The 18,423-nt window shown below is 72.3% G+C and carries 8 protein-coding genes; 4 read left to right on the forward strand and 4 right to left on the reverse strand.

Features of this window, described 5'->3' with window-relative positions; translation table 11 throughout:
• The first annotated feature begins 320 nt into the window (after positions 1 to 320).
• The 3 genes from ABZ354_RS11875 (at position 321) to ABZ354_RS11885 (ending at position 4,366) form a co-directional block, all read left to right on the forward strand.
• Positions 321 to 1,001 carry a class I SAM-dependent methyltransferase gene (locus ABZ354_RS11875; RefSeq protein WP_358655579.1) on the forward strand — a complete coding sequence of 227 codons (681 nt, stop codon included), beginning with the start codon at positions 321 to 323 and terminating at the stop codon, positions 999 to 1,001.
• Between the two features lie 267 nt (positions 1,002 to 1,268).
• Positions 1,269 to 3,029: a SpoIIE family protein phosphatase gene (locus ABZ354_RS11880; RefSeq protein WP_358655581.1), complete on the forward strand. Its 1,761-nt coding sequence runs from the start codon at positions 1,269 to 1,271 to the stop codon at positions 3,027 to 3,029.
• A 485-nt stretch (positions 3,030 to 3,514) separates the two neighbouring features.
• A complete protein-coding gene (locus tag ABZ354_RS11885; RefSeq protein ID WP_358655583.1) occupies positions 3,515 to 4,366 on the forward strand; it encodes an endonuclease/exonuclease/phosphatase family protein in 852 nt (283 codons plus the stop codon).
• Between the two features lie 57 nt (positions 4,367 to 4,423).
• On the opposite strand, the gene ABZ354_RS11890 is transcribed toward ABZ354_RS11885, so the two are convergent.
• The 4 genes from ABZ354_RS11890 to ABZ354_RS11905 all read right to left on the reverse strand — a co-directional run bounded on the left by ABZ354_RS11890 (position 4,424) and on the right by ABZ354_RS11905 (position 16,010).
• Positions 4,424 to 6,118, reverse strand: coding sequence for an AMP-binding protein (locus ABZ354_RS11890; protein ID WP_358655585.1), 1,695 nt, complete (start codon positions 6,116 to 6,118; stop codon positions 4,424 to 4,426).
• 233 nt (positions 6,119 to 6,351) lie between these two features.
• Positions 6,352 to 7,998, reverse strand: coding sequence for a condensation domain-containing protein (locus ABZ354_RS11895; RefSeq protein WP_358655587.1), 1,647 nt, complete (start codon positions 7,996 to 7,998; stop codon positions 6,352 to 6,354).
• A gap of 369 nt (positions 7,999 to 8,367) precedes the next feature.
• The gene (locus tag ABZ354_RS11900) at positions 8,368 to 12,396 is read right to left on the reverse strand and encodes an amino acid adenylation domain-containing protein (RefSeq protein ID WP_358655589.1); all 4,029 of its coding nucleotides are present in this window, start codon (positions 12,394 to 12,396) and stop codon (positions 8,368 to 8,370) included.
• Positions 12,393 to 16,010, reverse strand: a complete 3,618-nt coding sequence (locus tag ABZ354_RS11905; RefSeq protein WP_358655591.1) for an amino acid adenylation domain-containing protein — start codon at positions 16,008 to 16,010, stop codon at positions 12,393 to 12,395. The genes ABZ354_RS11900 and ABZ354_RS11905 overlap by 4 nt, the downstream gene beginning before the upstream one ends.
• A 972-nt stretch (positions 16,011 to 16,982) precedes the next feature.
• Between ABZ354_RS11905 and ABZ354_RS11910 the strand changes: the two genes are divergently transcribed.
• Entirely contained in the window at positions 16,983 to 18,401 is a 1,419-nt protein-coding gene (locus ABZ354_RS11910) for an MFS transporter (RefSeq protein ID WP_358655593.1), read from the forward strand.
• The last annotated feature ends 22 nt before the right edge of the window (positions 18,402 to 18,423 follow it).

The raw sequence follows: 18,423 nt of genomic DNA on the forward strand, positions 1-18,423 counted from the left end.
CGGCGGGGCACCGCCGACGACCCCTGGGGCCCGGCAGTGGGCGCGGGCCCGGGTCGCGAGGGCACGGAAACCGCTCGGGCGGGCGAACCCCGGGACTTTCCGCGGAGAGGGCAATAGGGTCGGGCCGCGGGACACGGGGTCCACCCCTGCGTCCGGCGCCTCCGGCAGTCCCTTGGCGCATCCGGCGACTCCCCCTCACCCGGCGGCTTCGCCGCATCCGGCGACTCCGGCTCGTCCGGCAGCTCGACGTGCCTCACATTCCACGACGGTGGGAAATATGACAAAATCACTACACGAGCCCATAAGGGTGGACATCACAGATGAGTGACTCCGCTGGCCGTCTCGCATACGGCGATCTGCAGCTCGACCGCACGGGCCAGGCAGAGGCCTTCGACGTCATCGGCGACCGTTACGACGAGGCCTTCCCGCACAAGGAGGGACAGCTGGCGGCCACCGAGTGGCTCGTCGACTCCCTGGACGCCGGGTCCCGCGCGCTGGACCTGGGCTGCGGGACGGGGCTGCCCACGGCACACCGGCTGGCCGGGTCGGGTATGGACGTGGTGGGCGTCGACCTCTCGGCCGGGATGATCGAGCTGGCCCGGGCACACGTGCCCGACGGCACGTTCCACCAGGCGGACGTCGCGGACCTCCGGCCGGGCGGCGCACTCGACCTGGGCCGCTTCGACGCGGTCGTGGCCTTCTTCGTGCTGCTGATGCTGCCCCGTGCGGAGATCCCCCTCGCGCTGCGCACGGTCCACGACCTGCTGACGCCGGGCGGGCTGCTCGCCCTGTCGATGGTGGAGGCGGACGTGGACGACTTCGAGATTCCCTTCCTGGGGCGGCACATCCGGGTTTCCGGCTACCTGCGCGAGGACCTGCGCCAGGTGGTCGAGTCGGCGGGCTTCGAGGTGGTCGACGAGTCCTCGTACACGTACGCCCCGGCCAGCACCGACGTGCAGCCCGAGGAGCACATCTTCCTGCGCTGCAGGCGCCTCGGCTGAGCCACCCGGTTCCGTGTTCCGGGCCCGCCGGGCGGGCACCGCACAGAGGAAAGGACACGCGTGACGCGACACCGCTCGGCAGACGCGGGACCCGGCAGCGAGGCCGCCGGTGCCGGCCACCCGAACGGCCCCCCGGCACCACCCCTTCCCCCCGCGCCGCCGGCCCCGGACCGCGGACCGGACGGTCGACCGCCGGTCGCGCCGCCCGAACCGCCGGGAGGGCAGCCGACCGGACCCGACGATGCGCCGCCGCCCCGGGCGGACGACGTGACCTCCCCGCCGCGGCCCGGCGGCCCGGTCTTCCGCATCCGGTCCGCGGGCGGGCGCGCGGTACGGACGGGCGCGCACAGCCGTCACACGGCGGGCGCGCACACCACCGGCACGGCGGGCGGCAGAGCGGCGGCGCAGCGGGCCCGGACGGACCGGCTGCGCTTCCTGGACGCGTCCACGCGCCGCATCGCCCGCTCCATGGAACTAGAGGAAACGCTTCAGCAGCTGACCGCCGTGGCCGTGCCCGCGTACGCCGACCGGGCGCACGTCTTCCTGCGTCATCCCCTGCCGCTGGCCGACGGCGCCCCGGACACCCCCACCGTCCTGCGCGCACAGCACACGGCGCACCCGGGCGACGCCCTCCCCCCGGCGGTCGTCCGGCGGCTCGCCGGGGTGCTGCGCGGCAGACGGCCGGTGTTCGGGGACGACCCGGCGACCTCCGCCGTCCTCGCGGACATGCTGGGTACGGCGGCGGGCCCGCCGGGGCGTTACTCGATCGTCGCCCCGCTCCTCGGCCGCGACCAGGCCCTGGGCGTCGTCGTCCTCACCCGCGGCGCCCACCGTCCGGCCTTCACCGACGACGACCTGCTCGTCGCCTCCCAGCTCGCCACGCTCGCCGCCCTCGGCATCGACAAAGCCGTACGGTACGGGCACGAGGCGTCCGTCGCGGACGCGCTGCAGCGCACCATGCTGCCCCAGTCGCTGCCCGAGCCGACCGGCGTCCGGCTCGCCACCCGGTACCTCCCGGCGTCCCGCACGGCGCAGGTCGGCGGCGACTGGTACGACGCGATTCCGCTGCCCGGCAGCCGCGTCGCCCTCGTCATCGGCGACGTGATGGGGCACTCCGTGGCGTCTGCGGCGATCATGGGCCAGCTGCGCACCATCGTGCAGACCCTGGCCGGTCTCGATCTGCCCCCGGCCGAGATCCTGCACCACCTGGACGAACAGGCGGAGCGACTGGGCGACCAGCACATGGCGACCTGCCTGTACGTGCTGTACGACCCGGTGCGGCAGCGGATGCTGATGGCCAACGCCGGCCACCCGCCGCCGCTGCTCCTGCACCCGGACGGCACCACCGAGCTCATGGGGATCCCGACCGGCGTCCCGATCGGGGTCGGCGGCTGCGCCTTCGAGTCGACGGAGTTGCCGGCGCCGGCCGGGTCCACGCTGATGCTGTACACGGACGGTCTCGTGGAGTCCCGCGGCTCTGACCTGCAGACGGGCGTGGAGCGGCTGGTAGCCCGCCTGGCCGGCCACCACGCCGCTCACCCCGCGGGGGCGCCGCTGGAGTCGCTGTGCGACGAGGCCCTGAGCACCCTGGGCCACGGCGAGCGGCACGACGACGTGGCGCTGCTCGCCGCCCGGCTGGAGGGCGTGGAGCCGGAGACCTTCACCTACTGGTATCTCGCACCCCATCCGCGAACCGCCGGCCAGGCCCGCCGACTGGCCCGCAGAACGCTGCGCCGCTGGCAGCTCGAACCCCTCCTGGAGACCACCGAACTGCTGGTCAGCGAGGTCGTCGGCAACGCCGTACGCTTCGCCACCCGGCCCATCAGCCTGCGGATCCTGCGCACGGACGTGCTGCGCTGCGAGGTCGGCGACGACGCGCCGCAGGTGCCGCGGATGCGCCACGCCCACCTCAACGACGAGGGCGGCCGCGGCCTGTGGCTGGTGGACCAGCTGGCCGACCGCTGGGGTGCGACGCGGGTGAGCACGGGCAAGGTCGTGTGGTTCGAGCTGGACCTGCCGAAGGACTGACTGGACCTGCCGGAGGACTGAGGCCGGGCGGTGGGGCCGCGGCGGCCTCTCGCGCCGGCCGAGCGGATGCGAGGCTCCGGTCGGCGAGGCCGGAGGGCGGACGTGCCGGGGGGCAGGGGGAAGTCGACGTACGCCGCGTCAAGGGGCTGTTGATGCCCGCCTCGGGCACAACGGGCGGCCGTGGCCGGCACGCACAGCACGGGAAGTCGTGGGCCGGGGAACAGCGCGCCGACGACGCGCGCGTGCCCTGCCGCGCTGCCGGGTGACGACCGGCAGGGACAGCGTCCGGCGAACCGGCCGTGCAGGGACCCCACACAGTCCTGGTGACGACCGGCGTCGGCGCAAAGACGGTCGGGGCCGGGGCCCGTCGCCCCCGGGCTTTCCCGTAGAGCCTCACTCGGACCCTGTGCGACACCCCTCACACGCTGTCCCCTACCCTCGTGCGTGCGGACGCGGCATGCCGTCCCTGCCACTTAGAGGAGGCGATGGTGCTCGGAAGAGGCACGCGGTGGCTCGCGGGCGCCATGGCCGTGGCCTGGGTGGTGCTGGTCGGCCCCAGTACCCCCAGCGGTGACACCTCCGCCGGTTCCCTGCCCGTCGTCGCCGTCAGGGACGTCGTACCGAACCGGGTCATGACGTGGAACATCTGCAACCCCTGCGAAGTGGGCAACGTCGACCGGGCGGCGGAGATCGCCACGTTCGCGCCCCAGGTCATCGGCCTGCAAGAGGCGTGCGTGGGGGACGTCGAGGAGATCCGGGACCACCTGGAGAACCTCTACGGGCTCGCCTACCACGTCGCGCACGGGCCTGTTCTGAGGAAGTGGAGTCGCTGCGGGGGCGCGCCGTGGCGGCCGGGGGCCTACGGCCAGGCGGTGCTCTCGGCGGCGCCGGTGACGGACGTCGTCACCGTGGAATACCCTGACGGCGGTTCCGAGGACCGCGGGTACATGGCGGTGACCACGACCGTCGGCGGGCGGCCCACCCGGGTCTTCAACACCCACCTCGCCCAACGGCGGCAGGAGACGGTCCGCGCGGGCCAGACCGCTGTACTCGCCGCGGCCGTCGCCCGGTACGACAGCGTGATCGTCGTCGGGGACTTCAACGCCGTGCCGGACGCCCCCGAACTCACCGGGATGTGGGCCCTGGCCACGGACACGGACCCCCAGTGCCGCCCCTCACCCACCGCGGACTGCCGGACGACCACCGACTGGCAGAGCAAGTTCGACTACGTTTTCCTGCGCGGCTTCACCTCGCTCGACCACCAGGTGCGTCCGTCCGCGTACTCGGACCACCACCTCCTGTACACCGACCTCGTCCCGCCGCCCATGACGGGATGAAGCCAGCAAGAATTTCCCGTGCTCCCGGCGCATGGTGTGACCTGCACGCATGCGTCGTCATAGCGTGTGCTCAGGTGCCCGCCGCCCGGGCTGCTCCGTCGTGTCCGCATCGGCGGGCACGGCCGCGACCCGCTCGGTCAGTCGCCGCTTGTCCACCTTCCCCACCGTGGTGAGCGGCAGCGCGTCGACGCGTTCGAGGCGGTCGGGCAGCTTGTAGGCGGCGAGGCCGCGGGAGACGAGGAAGTCCACGGCGTCGGCGTGGCTCAGGTCGCTTCCCGGCGCGACGACGAAGACGCAGATCCGCTCGCCGAAGTCGGGATCCGGGATCGGCACCACGGCGGCATCGCGCACGGCCGGATGGGCCAGGAGTTCGTTCTCCAGTTCCTCGGCCGCCACTTTCTCCCCTCCCTTGTTGATGACCTCCCCGGTCCGGCCCAGGGCGACCACGTGTCCGTTCGGGAGCAGCCGGACCAGGTCCCCGGTGCGGTAGTAGCCGTCCGCGGTGAACGCCGTGTCGTTGTGGTCTCCGGCCAGGTAGTAGCCGCGCAGGGTGTACGGGCCGCGGGTCAGCAGCTGTCCGGCCGCGCCCGCCGCCACCTCACGACCGTCCTCGTCCACCACCTTGAGTTCGTCGGCCGGTGACAGGGGCCGGCCCTGCGTCGTCGCGACCAGCTCGTCCGGGTCGTCGAGGCGCGTGTAGTTGAGCAGGCCTTCACCCATCCCGAAGACCTGCTGCAACTGGCACCCCAGGCTCCCGCGCACCCGGCGGGCGGCCTCGACGGGCAGTTTGGCCCCGCCGACCTGGATCAGCTCCAGCGTGGAGAGGTCGTCGTCCAGCCACTCCACGGCCTGCATCCACAGCATCGCCAGCGGCGGGACGAGGGCCGTCATCGTCACGCCCTCCTCCTCGATCAGCGCGAAGGCCCGGTCCGGGCTCGCGTCACGGGCGAGCACCACCCTGCCCCCGGCGTGCAGCGTGCCGAGGACCCCCGGGCAGCCGAGCGCGAAGTTGTGCGCGACCGGCAGTGCCGCCAGGTACACGGTCCGGCGGTCCAACGCGCAGACCTCGGAACTGGCCCGGACGTTGTAGGCGTAGTCGGCGTGCGTCCTCGGGATGAGTTTCGGCTGCCCGGTGGTGCCGCCGGACAGCAGGAAGAACGCGACGTCTTCGGGGTCCGACGGTTCGGCGGCCGCGGACCGGTCGGCCGCGTCACCGATCGCGGGCTCCGCGCCGGCGGGCGTGTCCAGAGCGTCCAGGGAGACGAACTCGGCGGCGTCACCGGCCACCACGACGTGCTTCAGGGTCGGAACGCGCTGCTTCACCCGACGTGCCAGCTGCCGGTAGTCGAAGCCGAGATCCTGGTCGACGACGACATGGGCCGTCGCTTCGGTCAGTTCGGTCAGCGCACCGATCTCGTGCTCCCGGTGGGCGGGGAGCGCGAGCACGGGCAGCGCTCCGAGCCGGCAGAGCGCGAAGAACACCGGAAGGAAGGGGAGCACGTTGGGCAGTTGGACGATGACCTTGTCGCCCGGGGCGATGCCCAGCCGCCGTAGCCCGCCGGTGAGGCGGTGGGCCCAGTTGTCCAGCTCCCGGTACGTCAACCGGCGATCGCCCGCGGTCACCGCCACGCTGTCGCCGTAGGCATCCGCCCAGCACGTGAGCAACCCACCGATGGTGACATCGCGCCAGTAACCCTCCTCCCGGTACTTTTGTGCCAGTTCCTCCGGCCATGGCACGCAACCCTCAAGCATCTGATGCGGCTCCGTCTCGTCGATGGTCTGTCAGGAAGGGGGAGGCCAGGCGTCGCGGGCCGTCCACCGGGTCGCAGGCGATCACTCGCGGAGCCACACTGGACGGCTCCTCGCGGGTCTCCTCGGATTCCCGCGCCGGACGCGAGGCGGCCACCGTGCCGTCTCCCGGCGCGCGCGGTCCTGCCCGTCGTGGACACGCTTGCGCCACCGGAAGGTCGTCGCGACGGCGGCGTTCACCGGGCGCTCGGGGTGGACACCGCGGCGGGCGTCGTCCACTGGTTGTCGGCCGCGGCCAGCCGGTTGAGCAGTTCCTCGTAGGCCCGCAGCATGTCGTCGAGCAGCCCCGGGGGGAACAACTCGTCGACGGCGTCCCAGGCGAGCCGTACGGAATCGTCGGTCCGGTACACCTGGTGGTCGAGCCAGACCTGGGGCGTCTGGGAGAGCATCCAGGTCAGCTCACCCAATGCGGCACGGAATTCCCGGCTGACGAAATCGGAGTCCAGGTTGCACGCGAAGACCACCGGGGCGCCGACGCGCTTCCCGCCGTTGGCCCGCCGGAGATCCCGCAGGACGTTCAGCGTGGAGTACTGGGCGTGCGAGGCGTTCTGCTGGACCTGGTGCTGCAGTTCCCGTACCCGCTGCGCGAACGGGACGGGCCTGCGGAGGTCGACGTGCAGCAGCACCAGGTTGGTGAAGTCGGCCACCATGCCGGTGACCGCCCGGTCCAGCGGCTGCCGGTCGAAGAGCGGCACGTTGAGCAGGAAGTTCCGGTCGGTGCTCCATGCTCCCAGGACTTCCGCGTAGGCGGTCGCTAGCACCATCGCGGGGGTGAGGCCGTGCTCGCGGCCCCGGGCGGTGATCCGCTCCCACTCCTTCGCGCCCAGGTCGAAGCCGCGCCGGGAGAAGCGTGGCCTCGTGATCTCCTCCGGACGCGTCGCGAGCGGCAGGAGTGGACCACTCGTGGGGAGCTGGGGCAGCCGACTGCGCCAGTAGTCCCGGGCGACCGCGGCCGGGCTCCCGGCGACGTCGGGGCTCTTGCTCCAGGCCCGGTAGTCCTGGAGGTACTGCGCGAAGCCGTACCCGTCCCCCGGGCCCAGCCGGCCCGGCACGCGGTAGGCCCTCGCGAGATCGGTGAGCAGCACGTCGATGCTGGCCACGTCCGCGACCAGGAGATCGACGTTGACGTGGATGCGGGTCCGTCCGGCGGCCAGGAGCGACAACTGCACGTCGAACACCTCACCGGCGGCGACATCGAGACGGCGGTGCGACAGTCCCGCCCGCACGGCCTCGAGTCCCTTCCCGGCGGCCACGGCGTCGGCTGTCGTCACGTGGTGCACGGTGAGACCGGCCCAGGGACTGTGCTCGAGAATCTGCTGCCGGCCGTCCTCGAGGAAGCGCGCGCGCAGCATCTCGTGCCGGTCGACGACCTCCCGCACGGCCGATTCCAGCCGGTCCGGGTCGATGCCGCTGCCGTCGAACTCGAGGTAGGCGTGGCATCCGACGCCGCCGAGGGCCAGCTCGTCGCCACGGCCGATCCAGTACGCCCGCTGGACCGGTGTGAGTGCGAAGGGTGCGCCGGCCTCCACCCGGTGACGTACCGGCTCGACCTCGGGGGTCTGCGGTGCGGAATCCGTCGTCAAGAGCTCGTGCCAGTGCTGAACGGTGGGGTTCTCGGCCAGTTTCTGGAAAGTGACGTCCGCTCCCGCGCGGCGCCAGCCGCCCGCCAGTCTCATCATTCTGATGGAGTCCATGCCGTGCCGGATCAGGTTGTCCGCGTCGGATATCGACTCGGCGTCCACGGCGAGCAGGCCGGCCACCGCGTTCCGGATGTCCTGTCTCGACAGGTCCGCGGCGCGGGTTACAGGGCGACTTCCGGTCATGGGCTATCCCGGTGTGTGACGGCGGAGGGGTCGGTCGGTGTCGGACGGTTGTGCTCCGCGGTGCGGCGGTCCCCGTGGCCGCCGTCGTGCCGGAGGTCCGGGCCGGCCGCCGCCTCGCACCGGGCCGACGCCGGGTTGCCCGGCCGGACCGGCGGGAACGGCGGGAACGGCGGGACCGGCGGGACCGGCTCCGCGAGGGGTGGCCGGGAGCGTCGGCATCGGGCCCGGGGCTGGGATCGTTCGAGTGTCGCCCGTTCGGTTCTCGGGATTCGCATGGTCGGTGTCCCTGTCGGTCGGTGCGTCGGCTCGATCGAGCATCGAGGGATGAGCGGAAGAAGGAGCGAACCGGCTGGGGGTGTCTGACACCCCCTAGCGCGGGACGCGCGGGTCCCCCAGCCAGGCCGCGACCCGGCAGGCGATCGCCACCTGCCGGTCGGTGGCGACGATCGAGTAGTGGTTCTCCGGCCAGACCTCCACGTCGAGGCGAGCGCAGATGTCGCGCCAGGCCGGAACCGGATCGGCGTGGTCGGCCGCTCCGGCCACGAAGAGGAGCGTGGGGACCTCGGACTTGTCCGCGCGGTAGCCGCCCAGGACGCCGAGGTTGTGGGTGTGGACGCGCAGCAGCAGCTCGTACTGCCGTGTACCGGTGTCCGAAGGCAGCCAGCCGTACGTGATCGCCGTTTCCCTCGCTGTCCGGGTCAGCAGGTCGGGCGGAGCGCCGAGTACGGCGGCTCGCGCCTGCGCGGGCAACCGGCCTCCGGCGAGGTCGCCGAGGAACTGGAGGTGCCCGGCCGCCTCGGTCGTGGTCGCCCTGATCCCGGTGAGATCGCTGTCGATCAGGAAGACCCGGACCTCGTGTCCGCGCTCGGCCAGTTGCCGGCCGGCCTCGTACGCGAGGACCCCGCCCATGGACCAGCCGCCCAGGAGGTACGGCCCCTCGGCCGTCGTCCGCTGGAGCTCCTCCCGGTAGGAGGCGGCCATCGCCACCAGGTCGGGGTCGAGTGCGGTGGCCGAGCCCACGGCGAGCGCGCGGCTCTGGAAGGCGTGGACGGGGCCGGGCCAGGACCGGGCCAGTGCCGTGTAGCTGCTCACCGAGCCGCCCACCGGGTGGAAGAGGAAGAGTTCCCGCCCGGCCGTCGTGGCCGCGGTGGCGGAACCGGATCCGGCCGCGCCGCTGGACAGCGTGACGCGGCAGCTCACGACCCGGTCGTGTCCCGCGTCGTGGCGGGTGACGTGCCCGGCCAGCGCGCGTACCGTCGGCGCCTCGAAGACCTGGCCGAACTCCAGCTCGACGCCGAGTTCGGCGCGGATGCGGTTGATCAGGCGGAGTGCGAGCAGTGAGTTGCCTCCCCGCGCGAAGAAGTCGTCGCCGTCCGGGTCGACCGTGGGCAGGTCGAGCAGCTCGGCCCACAGCACGCACAGCCGCTCCACCAGCTCGGCGTGCCCGCCCTGCCCCTGTCCTCCGGTCGTGGTCCGCGTGCGGGGCGGTGCCTGCGCGGCGAGGGCGGCGAGGGCGCCGGCGGCGTCCACCTTGCCGTTGTACGTCAGCGGCAGCCGGTCCAGCACATGGATCTGCCCGGGGACGAGGTAGTGCGGAAGCCGGGATCGCAGATGTCCGAGGATCGTCCCGCCGTCGAGGTGCTCGCCCTCTGCCGGGACCACGAGGGACACCAGGCGGCGCCGGCCACCCGGGCCGTCCTCGCCACTGACGACGCAGTCCGCGACCGCGGGATGCTCCCGGATCACCGCTTCGACCTCACCGGGTTCGACCCGGAAGCCCTGGATCTTGAGCTGGCGGTCCTCGCGGCCCAGGAACTCGATGGTGCCGTCGGGCCGGTAGCAGCCGAGGTCGCCCGTCACGTACAGGCGCTCGCCGGTGTCGGGATCCCGGATGAACCGCTCTTCGGTGCGCTCGGCGTCCCGCCAGTAACCCCGGCCGAGCCCGAGTCCGCCGATGTGGATGCGGCCGACCGCCCAGGGTGGACGGAGCTCCAGCCGGTGATCGAGTACCCGCATGGTCTGGTTGCGCAGCGGGACGCCGTAGGGGATGCTCCGCCGGCCGGGGTCGACCCGGTCGATCTCGTGGATGTTCGACCAGATGGACGCCTCGGTGGCGCCGCCCATCGCGATGACCCGGGCGTCGTGCCAGTGCGTCCGCAGCCGGTCGGGCAGCTCGACCGGTATCCAGTCACCGCTCAGCAGGAAGGCCCGCACGGGGGGTACGCCGCCCTCCGGGCGCCCGTCGACGACCTCGGCCAGCATCTGGGCCAGCGCGGGCACCGAGTTCCACACGGTCGCCCCGTGCCGGACGGCGGCATCCGCCCAGCCCAGCGGGTCGGGACGGCGCGTGGCCTCCGGGAGTACCAGGGCAGCGCCTGCGGCGAGCGCGCCGAAGACGTCCCAGACGGAGAGGTCGAAGCTCAGCGAGGAGATGCCGAAGACCCGGTCGTCGGGGGTGAGCCTCACGCGTCGGTTGATGTCGTCGACGGTGTTCACCGCGGCCTGGTGCTCGATCATCACGCCTTTGGGCCGCCCGGTCGAACCGGAGGTGTGGATGAGGTACGCGAGGTCGGCCGGCTCCCCCGTGCGGGCGCGGATCCGGCCCCCGGCGGGGTCCAGCCGGTCCACGTCGAGGAGGGGGCGCGGGCCCAGGTCACCGATGCGGGACGCGTTCGGGGACTGGACCAGCGCGATCCGCGCGGCGCACTCGTCGAGCAGGAGTGAGATCCGCTCGGCGGGCAGGTCGGCGTCGACGGGACAGTAGGCCGCGCCGGCCCGCAGCACGCCGAGGACGGCGACGATCTGCTCCCACCCCTTCGTCATGACCACGGGCACGATGTCGCCACGGCCCACCCCGTGGTCACCCAGTGCGCAGGCCACCGCCCGGGAACGGGACTCCAGCTCGGCGTAGGTCAGTGCCCGGTGGCCGATCAGGACGGCGGGGGCGGCCGGGTGCGCGGCGGCCCGGCGCAGGAAGCCGTCCTCCAGACGTTCGGCCGGCGGTGCCCCTACGGGCCGGTTGAGCTCCGCGATCAGGGCTCGGTGCCGGGCGGAGACCGGGTCCGGCCGTGCCGACGCACCCGAGGGTTCGGCCACCAGGTCCAGCATCCGCCCGTACGCCTCGAACATGAGGTCGGGAAGCCCGGGTGGGAAGGCCTCGTCCACGACGTCCCACACGCAGTCGACGCCGCCGTCCGCGCCGTCGTGGAGCTGGTTGTCCACCAGGACCTGGGGTGTGCGCAGATCGCTGGTCACCTCACGGCAGGCCAGCCGGTCCTGTTCGTTCCGTGCCGGAGCGTGCCCGGTCGTCCCGCCCGCCTTCAGCATGCTGGTGAAGACGTACGGCAGCGCGGCGCGCGAGGTCCAGCCCCGGCGCGCGGCGAGCTCACGGGTGATGCGCACACCGGCGACGTCGGCGTGCTGGAGGTCCTTCCAGATCTGGCGCTGCAGCCGCCGGGCCCGCTCCCAGAAGTCCCCCGGTTGTCGCAGGTCGACCTCCAGCGGGAGCGTGGCGCCGAACTGTCCCACCACGCCCGCCATGTGCGGGCGGGTGGTCGCCCAGTTCTGGTGGAGCAGGTTCAGGCTGAAGTGGGGCACGGCCGCCCATGCGCCGAGCGTCTCGGCGAACAGGTGGCACAGGGCCGTCGTCGGCAGTACGCGGTGCCGGCGGAAGGCGCTGGACAGTCGCTGCCACTGCGGGCGGGTGAGGTGGTGGGTACGGCGGGTGAGCCGCACCGTCCCGATGGCCGCGGGCTGCACGGCCATCGGGAGCCGGGGCGCGTCCGGCAGGTGATCGAGGCGGCTCTCCCAGTAACGCCACTGGTTCCGGTACTCCGGAGTGCTCTCGTTCGCGAGCAGCTCCAGCCGGCAGTCGCGGTACGTCAGGGTCTGCTCGGGAAGCTCGGCGCCGGGATCGTGGTAGTAGGTCCGCCACTCGTCCATGACCTGGCGGATGCCCCGGCCGTCGAGCAGGAGCAGGCTCATCGCGAGGTGCACTCTGATCCGGCGTGGCCTCAGGCGGCTCACCGCGATCTCGAACAGCGGCCGGCGGGCGGGGTCGACGCCGTCGCGGCACATGCGTTCCCTGGTGCGGCGGACGGCGGCCTGTGCACGGTCCTCGCCGAGACCGCTCAGGTCCGTCACGGCCGGCCGGACCGGTGGGGTCTGCTCGAGGGTCAGTACGCGTTGGGCACCGGTGTCGTCGATCACGGTCCGCAGGTGGGCGTGCCGGCGCATCAGCCGGTCGAGTGCCTCCTCCGCGCGGACCAGGTCGACGTTCACCAGATCGAGCTCGACGTAGTAGCTGGGCCGGAAGCCGCCGAGTTCGACCAGGCGGGAGGCGCCCACCAGGTACGCCTCCTGGAGCGGGGTCAGCGGAAACGGCTCGTGCCCGGTCACCGGCCCTCCTCCGCCCGGCCGGTCAGCGCCTTGGCGAGCTCCGCGACGGTGGGCGCCTGGAACAGCATGTCGACGGCTTCGTCGCCGGTCTGCCGGACGCCGAGTTCGGCCCGGAGCCGGCCGATGATGCGCACGGCGTGCAGGGAGTCGCCGCCCAGGTCGAAGAAGTCGTCCTCGACGCCGAAGTCGTCGCGTCCCAGTACGTCGCTCCAGATCTCGAACAGCCGCTGCTGCAGGGCGGTGTGCGGCGAGGTGCTGTCCTTCAGGTCGGGCTCGGGCCATGGGGACGGCAGGGCCGAGCGGTCGACCTTGCCGTTCGCGCCCAGGGGCAGGCGGTCGAGGAGCACGTAGTGGTGGGGGACCATGTAGTCGGGCAGCAGGTCGCCGAGCGCCTGTTGCAGTGCCGCGGTGTCGAGGGCTTCCCGGCCGGACGGTGCCCGGGCGATCAGGACGTGCTGGACCAGGGCGTCCACGGCGGGTGCGCCGTCGGGGACCGAGGCGCACCGGGTGAAGCCCACGGCCTCCAGTTGCGCCCGCCATTCGGGCACCGAGAGCAGGGTGGCCTCGCGCTGGTCCTGGTAGTTCCCGAAGCCTTCGAGGAAGGCGAAGCCGATCATGTTCAGGGGCGAGTTGACCGTGCCCTCGATGAGGACCAGCAGCCCGCCGGGGGCGAGCAGGCCCCGGATGTTCCGCAGCGTCGCGCTCAGGTTCTTGGCGTCGTGGAGGACGTTCGCCGCGACGACGACATCGGCGGAGCCGGGCGCCAGTCCCTGCGGGACGGGGTCGTCGTCGATGTTGAACAGGCCGTAGGTGACGAAGGGGTACGCGTCCGCGTACCGCTGCCTGGCCGGGCCGGTGAAGGCGGTCGAGATGTCGGTGAAGTGGTACTGGACACGGCCGGCCGGGAGCGTGGGCAGAATGCGGTCGCAGGTCGAGCCGGTGCCAGCCCCGACTTCCAGGATCCTGACCTTGCGTCCGGTCGGGTGCTGGTCCACGAAGGTGCGGATCATCGACGCGGCGATCCCGTTCTGCAGGCGGGCGGCCGGGTTGCTCGCGTACAGCGCCTCGGTCACGTGCCAGTCCCCGTCGGGGAACAGCAGCTGGAGCGGACGTACCTTGCCCGCGAGCATCTCCAGTTGGTTGCCGGCGCAGGCCGTGAAGTAGTCGAGGAGTACGCGGTCGGCTCCGGTCACGGTGAACGCGGCCAGTTCGGTTCTGATCCGGGCGTCCGGTTCGTCCGCGTCGACGGCACGCTCGGCTCGGTACTGCCCGGGCTGCCCGGTGGGACTCAGCAGTCCTTCAGCGGCGAGGACGGCCATCCATACGCCGAGCAGCCCCCGGTACTGCGGACGCACCTCGCAGCGGGCGATGATGTCGTCCGCGGTGGCCGTGTCGCCGGGGGTGGTGAAGACGCCGAGCCGGGCGAAGCTGCGGGCCATGATCGACGGGGCCAGCGCCTCGAGCCGGTGCCACAGGTCGCGGAAGGCGGCGATGGTGGGGGCGAGCCCGCCCGCGGCCCGCCGCAGCTCGGACCCGCCGGCTTCGAGGACCCTCGACCAGGTGGAGGCGTCGTCCGGGGCGGGTGCCGTCTCTGCCCGGCTGTCGGCCAGGAGGTGGGCGACGAGCTGTTTGCGGCCTGTCGCGGGGTTGGTGCCGACCGTGAGGACCGCTTCGCCGACCCCCGGCCGGCGGCGCAGCACCGCGGCGATCTCGTCGAGTTCGATCCGGAAGCCGTTGAGCTTGACCTGGGTGTCCTCCCGGCCCAGGAAGTCGATGTCGCCGCCGGGCAGGTACCGGCCGAGGTCGCCGGTCCGGTACAGATATTCGCCCGTGGTGGGGTGGACGATGAAGCGCTCGGCGGTCCGGACCGGGTCCGCCCAGTAGCCCTTCGCCACGCCGGTGCCGCCGATGCATATCTCTCCGGCCGCCCACACCGGGCACGGGTCCAGCCGGTGGTCGAGCACGTGGAGGGTCTGGTTCGCCAGCGGCTTGCCGTACGGGATACGGGTCCATTCCGGCGGGACCTCGCCGATGGGGTGGACGACCGACCAGACGGACGCCTCGGTGGCGCCGCCGAGGCTGATCACCTGGGCACGCGGGTGCGCCGCGCGGACCGCGTCCGGCAGCGCGACGGGTATCCGGTCGCCGCTGAGCAGGACGAGGCGCACGGTCGATTCGGTGACCTCGGCGGCGGGGGCGTCCAGCCACACGCCCATCAGCGCGGGTACGGAGTTCCAGATGGTGACGCCGTGCTCCGCGACCAGGGCGGACCAGTGCTCGGGGTCGTGGGCCCTGCCCGGTGCGGGCATGATCAGGGCGGCGCCGGCGGCCAGGGTGCCGAAGATGTCGTAGACCGAGAGGTCGAAGCTCAGGGACGACAGCGCGAGTACCCGGTCGTCCGGGCCGACCCGGAAGCGTTGGTTGATGTCCTGGACGGTGTTGGCCGCGCCACGGTGATCGATGACCACGCCCTTGGGCCGGCCGGTGGATCCGGAGGTGAAGATCACGTACGCCAGGTCCTCGGGCGTGGGCCCGGTGGGCAGCGGTGCGGTGCTCGCGGCGCGTACCTCGGGGTCGTCCGGGGTGAGGACTCGGATGCCGCTCGGCCAGGTCGCCTCGTCACGCAGCCGCTGTGTGGTGACCACCACCCGGACGCCGCCCTGTTCCAGGACCTGTGCGCGCCGCGCGGCGGGCCATTGCGGATCGACCGGCAGGTAGGCGGCTCCGGACAGGGTCACCCCGAGCACGGCGGGCACCTGCGCGCGTCCCCTGTCGACGACGACGCCGACGAGGGTGCCCGGCGCCGCGCCGAGCGCGAGCAGGCGGTGGGCGAGGCGGCGGGCATCGGCGATCAGTTCGCCGTAGGTGAGCCGGCCGTCGGCGGCGATGACGGCGACGGCTCCGGGGTGCGCGGCGGCCCTGGTCTCGACGAGGCGGCAGAGGGTGGTGGCGGGCAGGTCGGCGGCGGTGTTGTTGGCGCTCTGCCGTTCCGCGGTCTGCCAGTCCGGGAGCCTGGTGGGGCCCGCCGCGGTGTCCCAGGCTCCGGCCTCTCCGGCCAGCCGGTCGAGGGTCGCGACGCAGACCGCGACCAGGTCGTCCGGCAGGCCGTCGGGAAAGCGCGCCTCCTGGACTTCCCAGGTGAGGGTGAGTTCGCCTGCTTCCTCGACGACGGCGTGGTGGAGGCCCCGTCGTTCCGGCTCGGGCGCCCCGGGCTCCGATCCCGCCTGCGACGCCCGGGTGAGCTGCTGCTGGAGCCGCTTCACACGGGTCGCGAAGGAGTCCTTGTGGGGGGCGTCGAAGGCGAGCTCCAGGGGGGCGGTCCGGCCGGGCGGCATCAACTCGAGCGTGAAGCCGGGTCGCCCGGACCACCGTCGTAACACGTCGGCGTACGCCGTCATCAGCACGACGGCCGGGGCGAGCCCCCTGCGCTCCGCCTCCTGACGGAGCGCCGCCCAGGTTTCCCTGCCGACCCGGCTGCGGCGGGTGGTGAAGGCGGCTTCCTGCGTGCCCTGTCCGCCGCGTGGGGCCGAGGGCAGTTCCGGGGCCGTGGGCAGGTTCGGCAATCGCAGTCCGAATCCGTTGGACGGCAGTTCCTCGAGCAGCTCAAGAATCATTGTCGAATCCCTCACTCCGGCATGTACGGAAATCCCGAATTCCCGCTCCTGACAGCATGCGAAATCCTGGTATCCGCACCTTCGAAAGCCCATGAGTGGCTCATGGCGACGTCCATCTCTTCATTTCGGAAAGAGCCTGCACTTCGTCTTCGCACGTCACAGCATGTGCTTTACCGCCGGTGGCTCCGTCCTTTTCCGCCTCGTGCGAGATGTTCCGGGGTCCGCTCCGTACCCTCGATCCGGCCGAACCGGTCCCGCGCTCGGCACAGGGGCGCGGGCGCCCACCAGGGGTCTGCTCGTGTCCGCCTCCATACGAGCAGCGGGGCGGGCGAGGCCGTTCCCGAGCAGTGCGAGCGGGGTGGGGCCGAAGGAAGCAAGGCGACGAAGGCGTTCCGATGGGCACCGCGCTTCCGGCCATCACCCGCCCGGCCCTTCCGGGCCGAGCGCGTCCGGGCGGGCAGGTTCGCCACTGCGCGCTTATTCCTCACGGCTCCTGGACGACGGGGCAACCTCACAGGCCATGGAAAGGCCGTTAGCGATGCGGAACTCCGGAAGGGCATGACCGCGTCGATCACCCCGGTCGTTCCGCATGCGCCCTCCCGCCATGTGAGGTGGCCGTCCTGAATGACGTACACCATCACGCCTCACCGCGGTCGCGGCGAGGCCCTGCTCACGCCGTGCCGGGGAGGCGCCCAGGCGACGGAGACCCTCAAGGGCCTTGTTCCGGACGATGCGTCGGGAAGTCAGGTGAAGGGAGTACAACCTGACTTACTGTCAAGTCGAACACATTGTCCAATTTAACTACTGCGCCACCGGGGGTCAAGACACCGTCACGAGCGCGCACGCCGGGCACGCCCGGGAGCCTCGGCCGAACCCCCAGAGAAGAGGCGCCAACTCAAACACCACTGTTCAGGTTATGCGGGCGGTGCGCTAACGTAACTCGTACACCTTGTACGAATTCGGAGACCCCGTATGGCTCACGCCACCCACGGCACCGCCGGGACCTGTCCCGTACCGCCGGCTCACCCCCGGCGCTGGACGCTGCTCACGCTGCTCTGCCTGTCGCAGTTCATGCTGATCCTGGACGTGACGGTGATCAACGTCGCGCTTCCCGGCATCGGCGCCGATCTCCGTCTCAGCCGCGCATCCCTCACCTGGGCGGTCACCTCCTACACGCTCTGCTTCGGCGGCCTGATGCTGCTGGGCGGCCGGCTGGCCGACGCCTTCGGCGCCCGGATCATGCTGCTGAGCGGCCTGGTCCTGTTCACCGTCGCCTCGCTCACGACCGGCCTGGCGGAGAACGCCACCGTCCTCGTCGGAGGCCGGCTCGCGCAGGGCGTCGGCGCGGCCCTGCTCTCCCCGGCCGCGCTCGCCACGATCAGCCGGACCTTCCACGGCCCCGAACGGAACAAGGCGCTGGGCATCTGGGCCATGCTCGGCGGCATCGGTTTCGCGGTGGGCGCGATGCTCGGCGGTGTGCTCACCGCCGGTCCCGGCTGGAGCTGGGTCTTCTTCGTCAACATCCCGGTCGGGCTGGTCCTCCTCGTCCTGCTCGCCCGGCTTCTCCCCGCGTCCGCACCGCACGGCGACCGCCGGATCGACCTGCCGGGCGCCGTCCTGGCCACCACGGCGACCGGGGCACTCGTCTACGGCCTCATCAAGGCGGGCGACGCGGGCTGGGGTTCGGCCGGCACGCTGATGCCGCTGCTCGGCTCCGCCGTCCTCTACGCCCTCTTCACCGTCGTCGAGCGGAAGGTCTCAGCCCCGCTGATGGACCTGCGCATCCTCGCCAAACGGCCGGTCGCCGCCGGTTCGTTCCTGATGCTGGTCGCCACCGGACTGCTGCTCGGCTACATCTTCCTCGGCTCCCTCTACCTCCAGCAGGTGCGCGGCCTGTCCGCCCTGTCCACCGGAGCCCTGCTGCTGCCCGTCGCGGTCGCCACGGCGGCCGGCGCCCACCTCGCGGCGCACCTCGTCGCCCACGCGGGCGCGCGCCCGGTCGCCGCCGTCGGACTGATCGTGTCGGGAGGCGGGGGCCTGATCCTCGCTCTGGTCGACGGCACCCCCGGTACCGTCACCGGCCTGGCCGTCGGCGCCATCGGCGTCATCCCCGTCTTCGTGTCCGCGACCACCACCGCGCTCGGATTCATCTCGCACGAAGAGGCCGGAGTCGCCTCCGGAGTGGTCAACACGTTCCACGAAGTCGGCGGAGCCGTAGGCGCCGCGGTCGTCTCGACCGTCGCCGCCACCGGAATCGCCGCGCACACCGCGACCGGCTTCCACGCCGCCTACGCGACCCTGGCCGTCGTGGCGGTGGCGGCGGCGGCCGTCGCACTGGCCGTCATCCCCCGAGGCACAGCCGAGCTCCCCGAGGGCGTCCACGTTCACTGAGAGGAACCACTCACGGTCCCTA

The sequence above is a fragment of the Streptomyces sp. NPDC005925 genome (assembly GCF_040638805.1).
Taxonomy (GTDB): Bacteria; Actinomycetota; Actinomycetes; order Streptomycetales; family Streptomycetaceae; genus Streptomyces.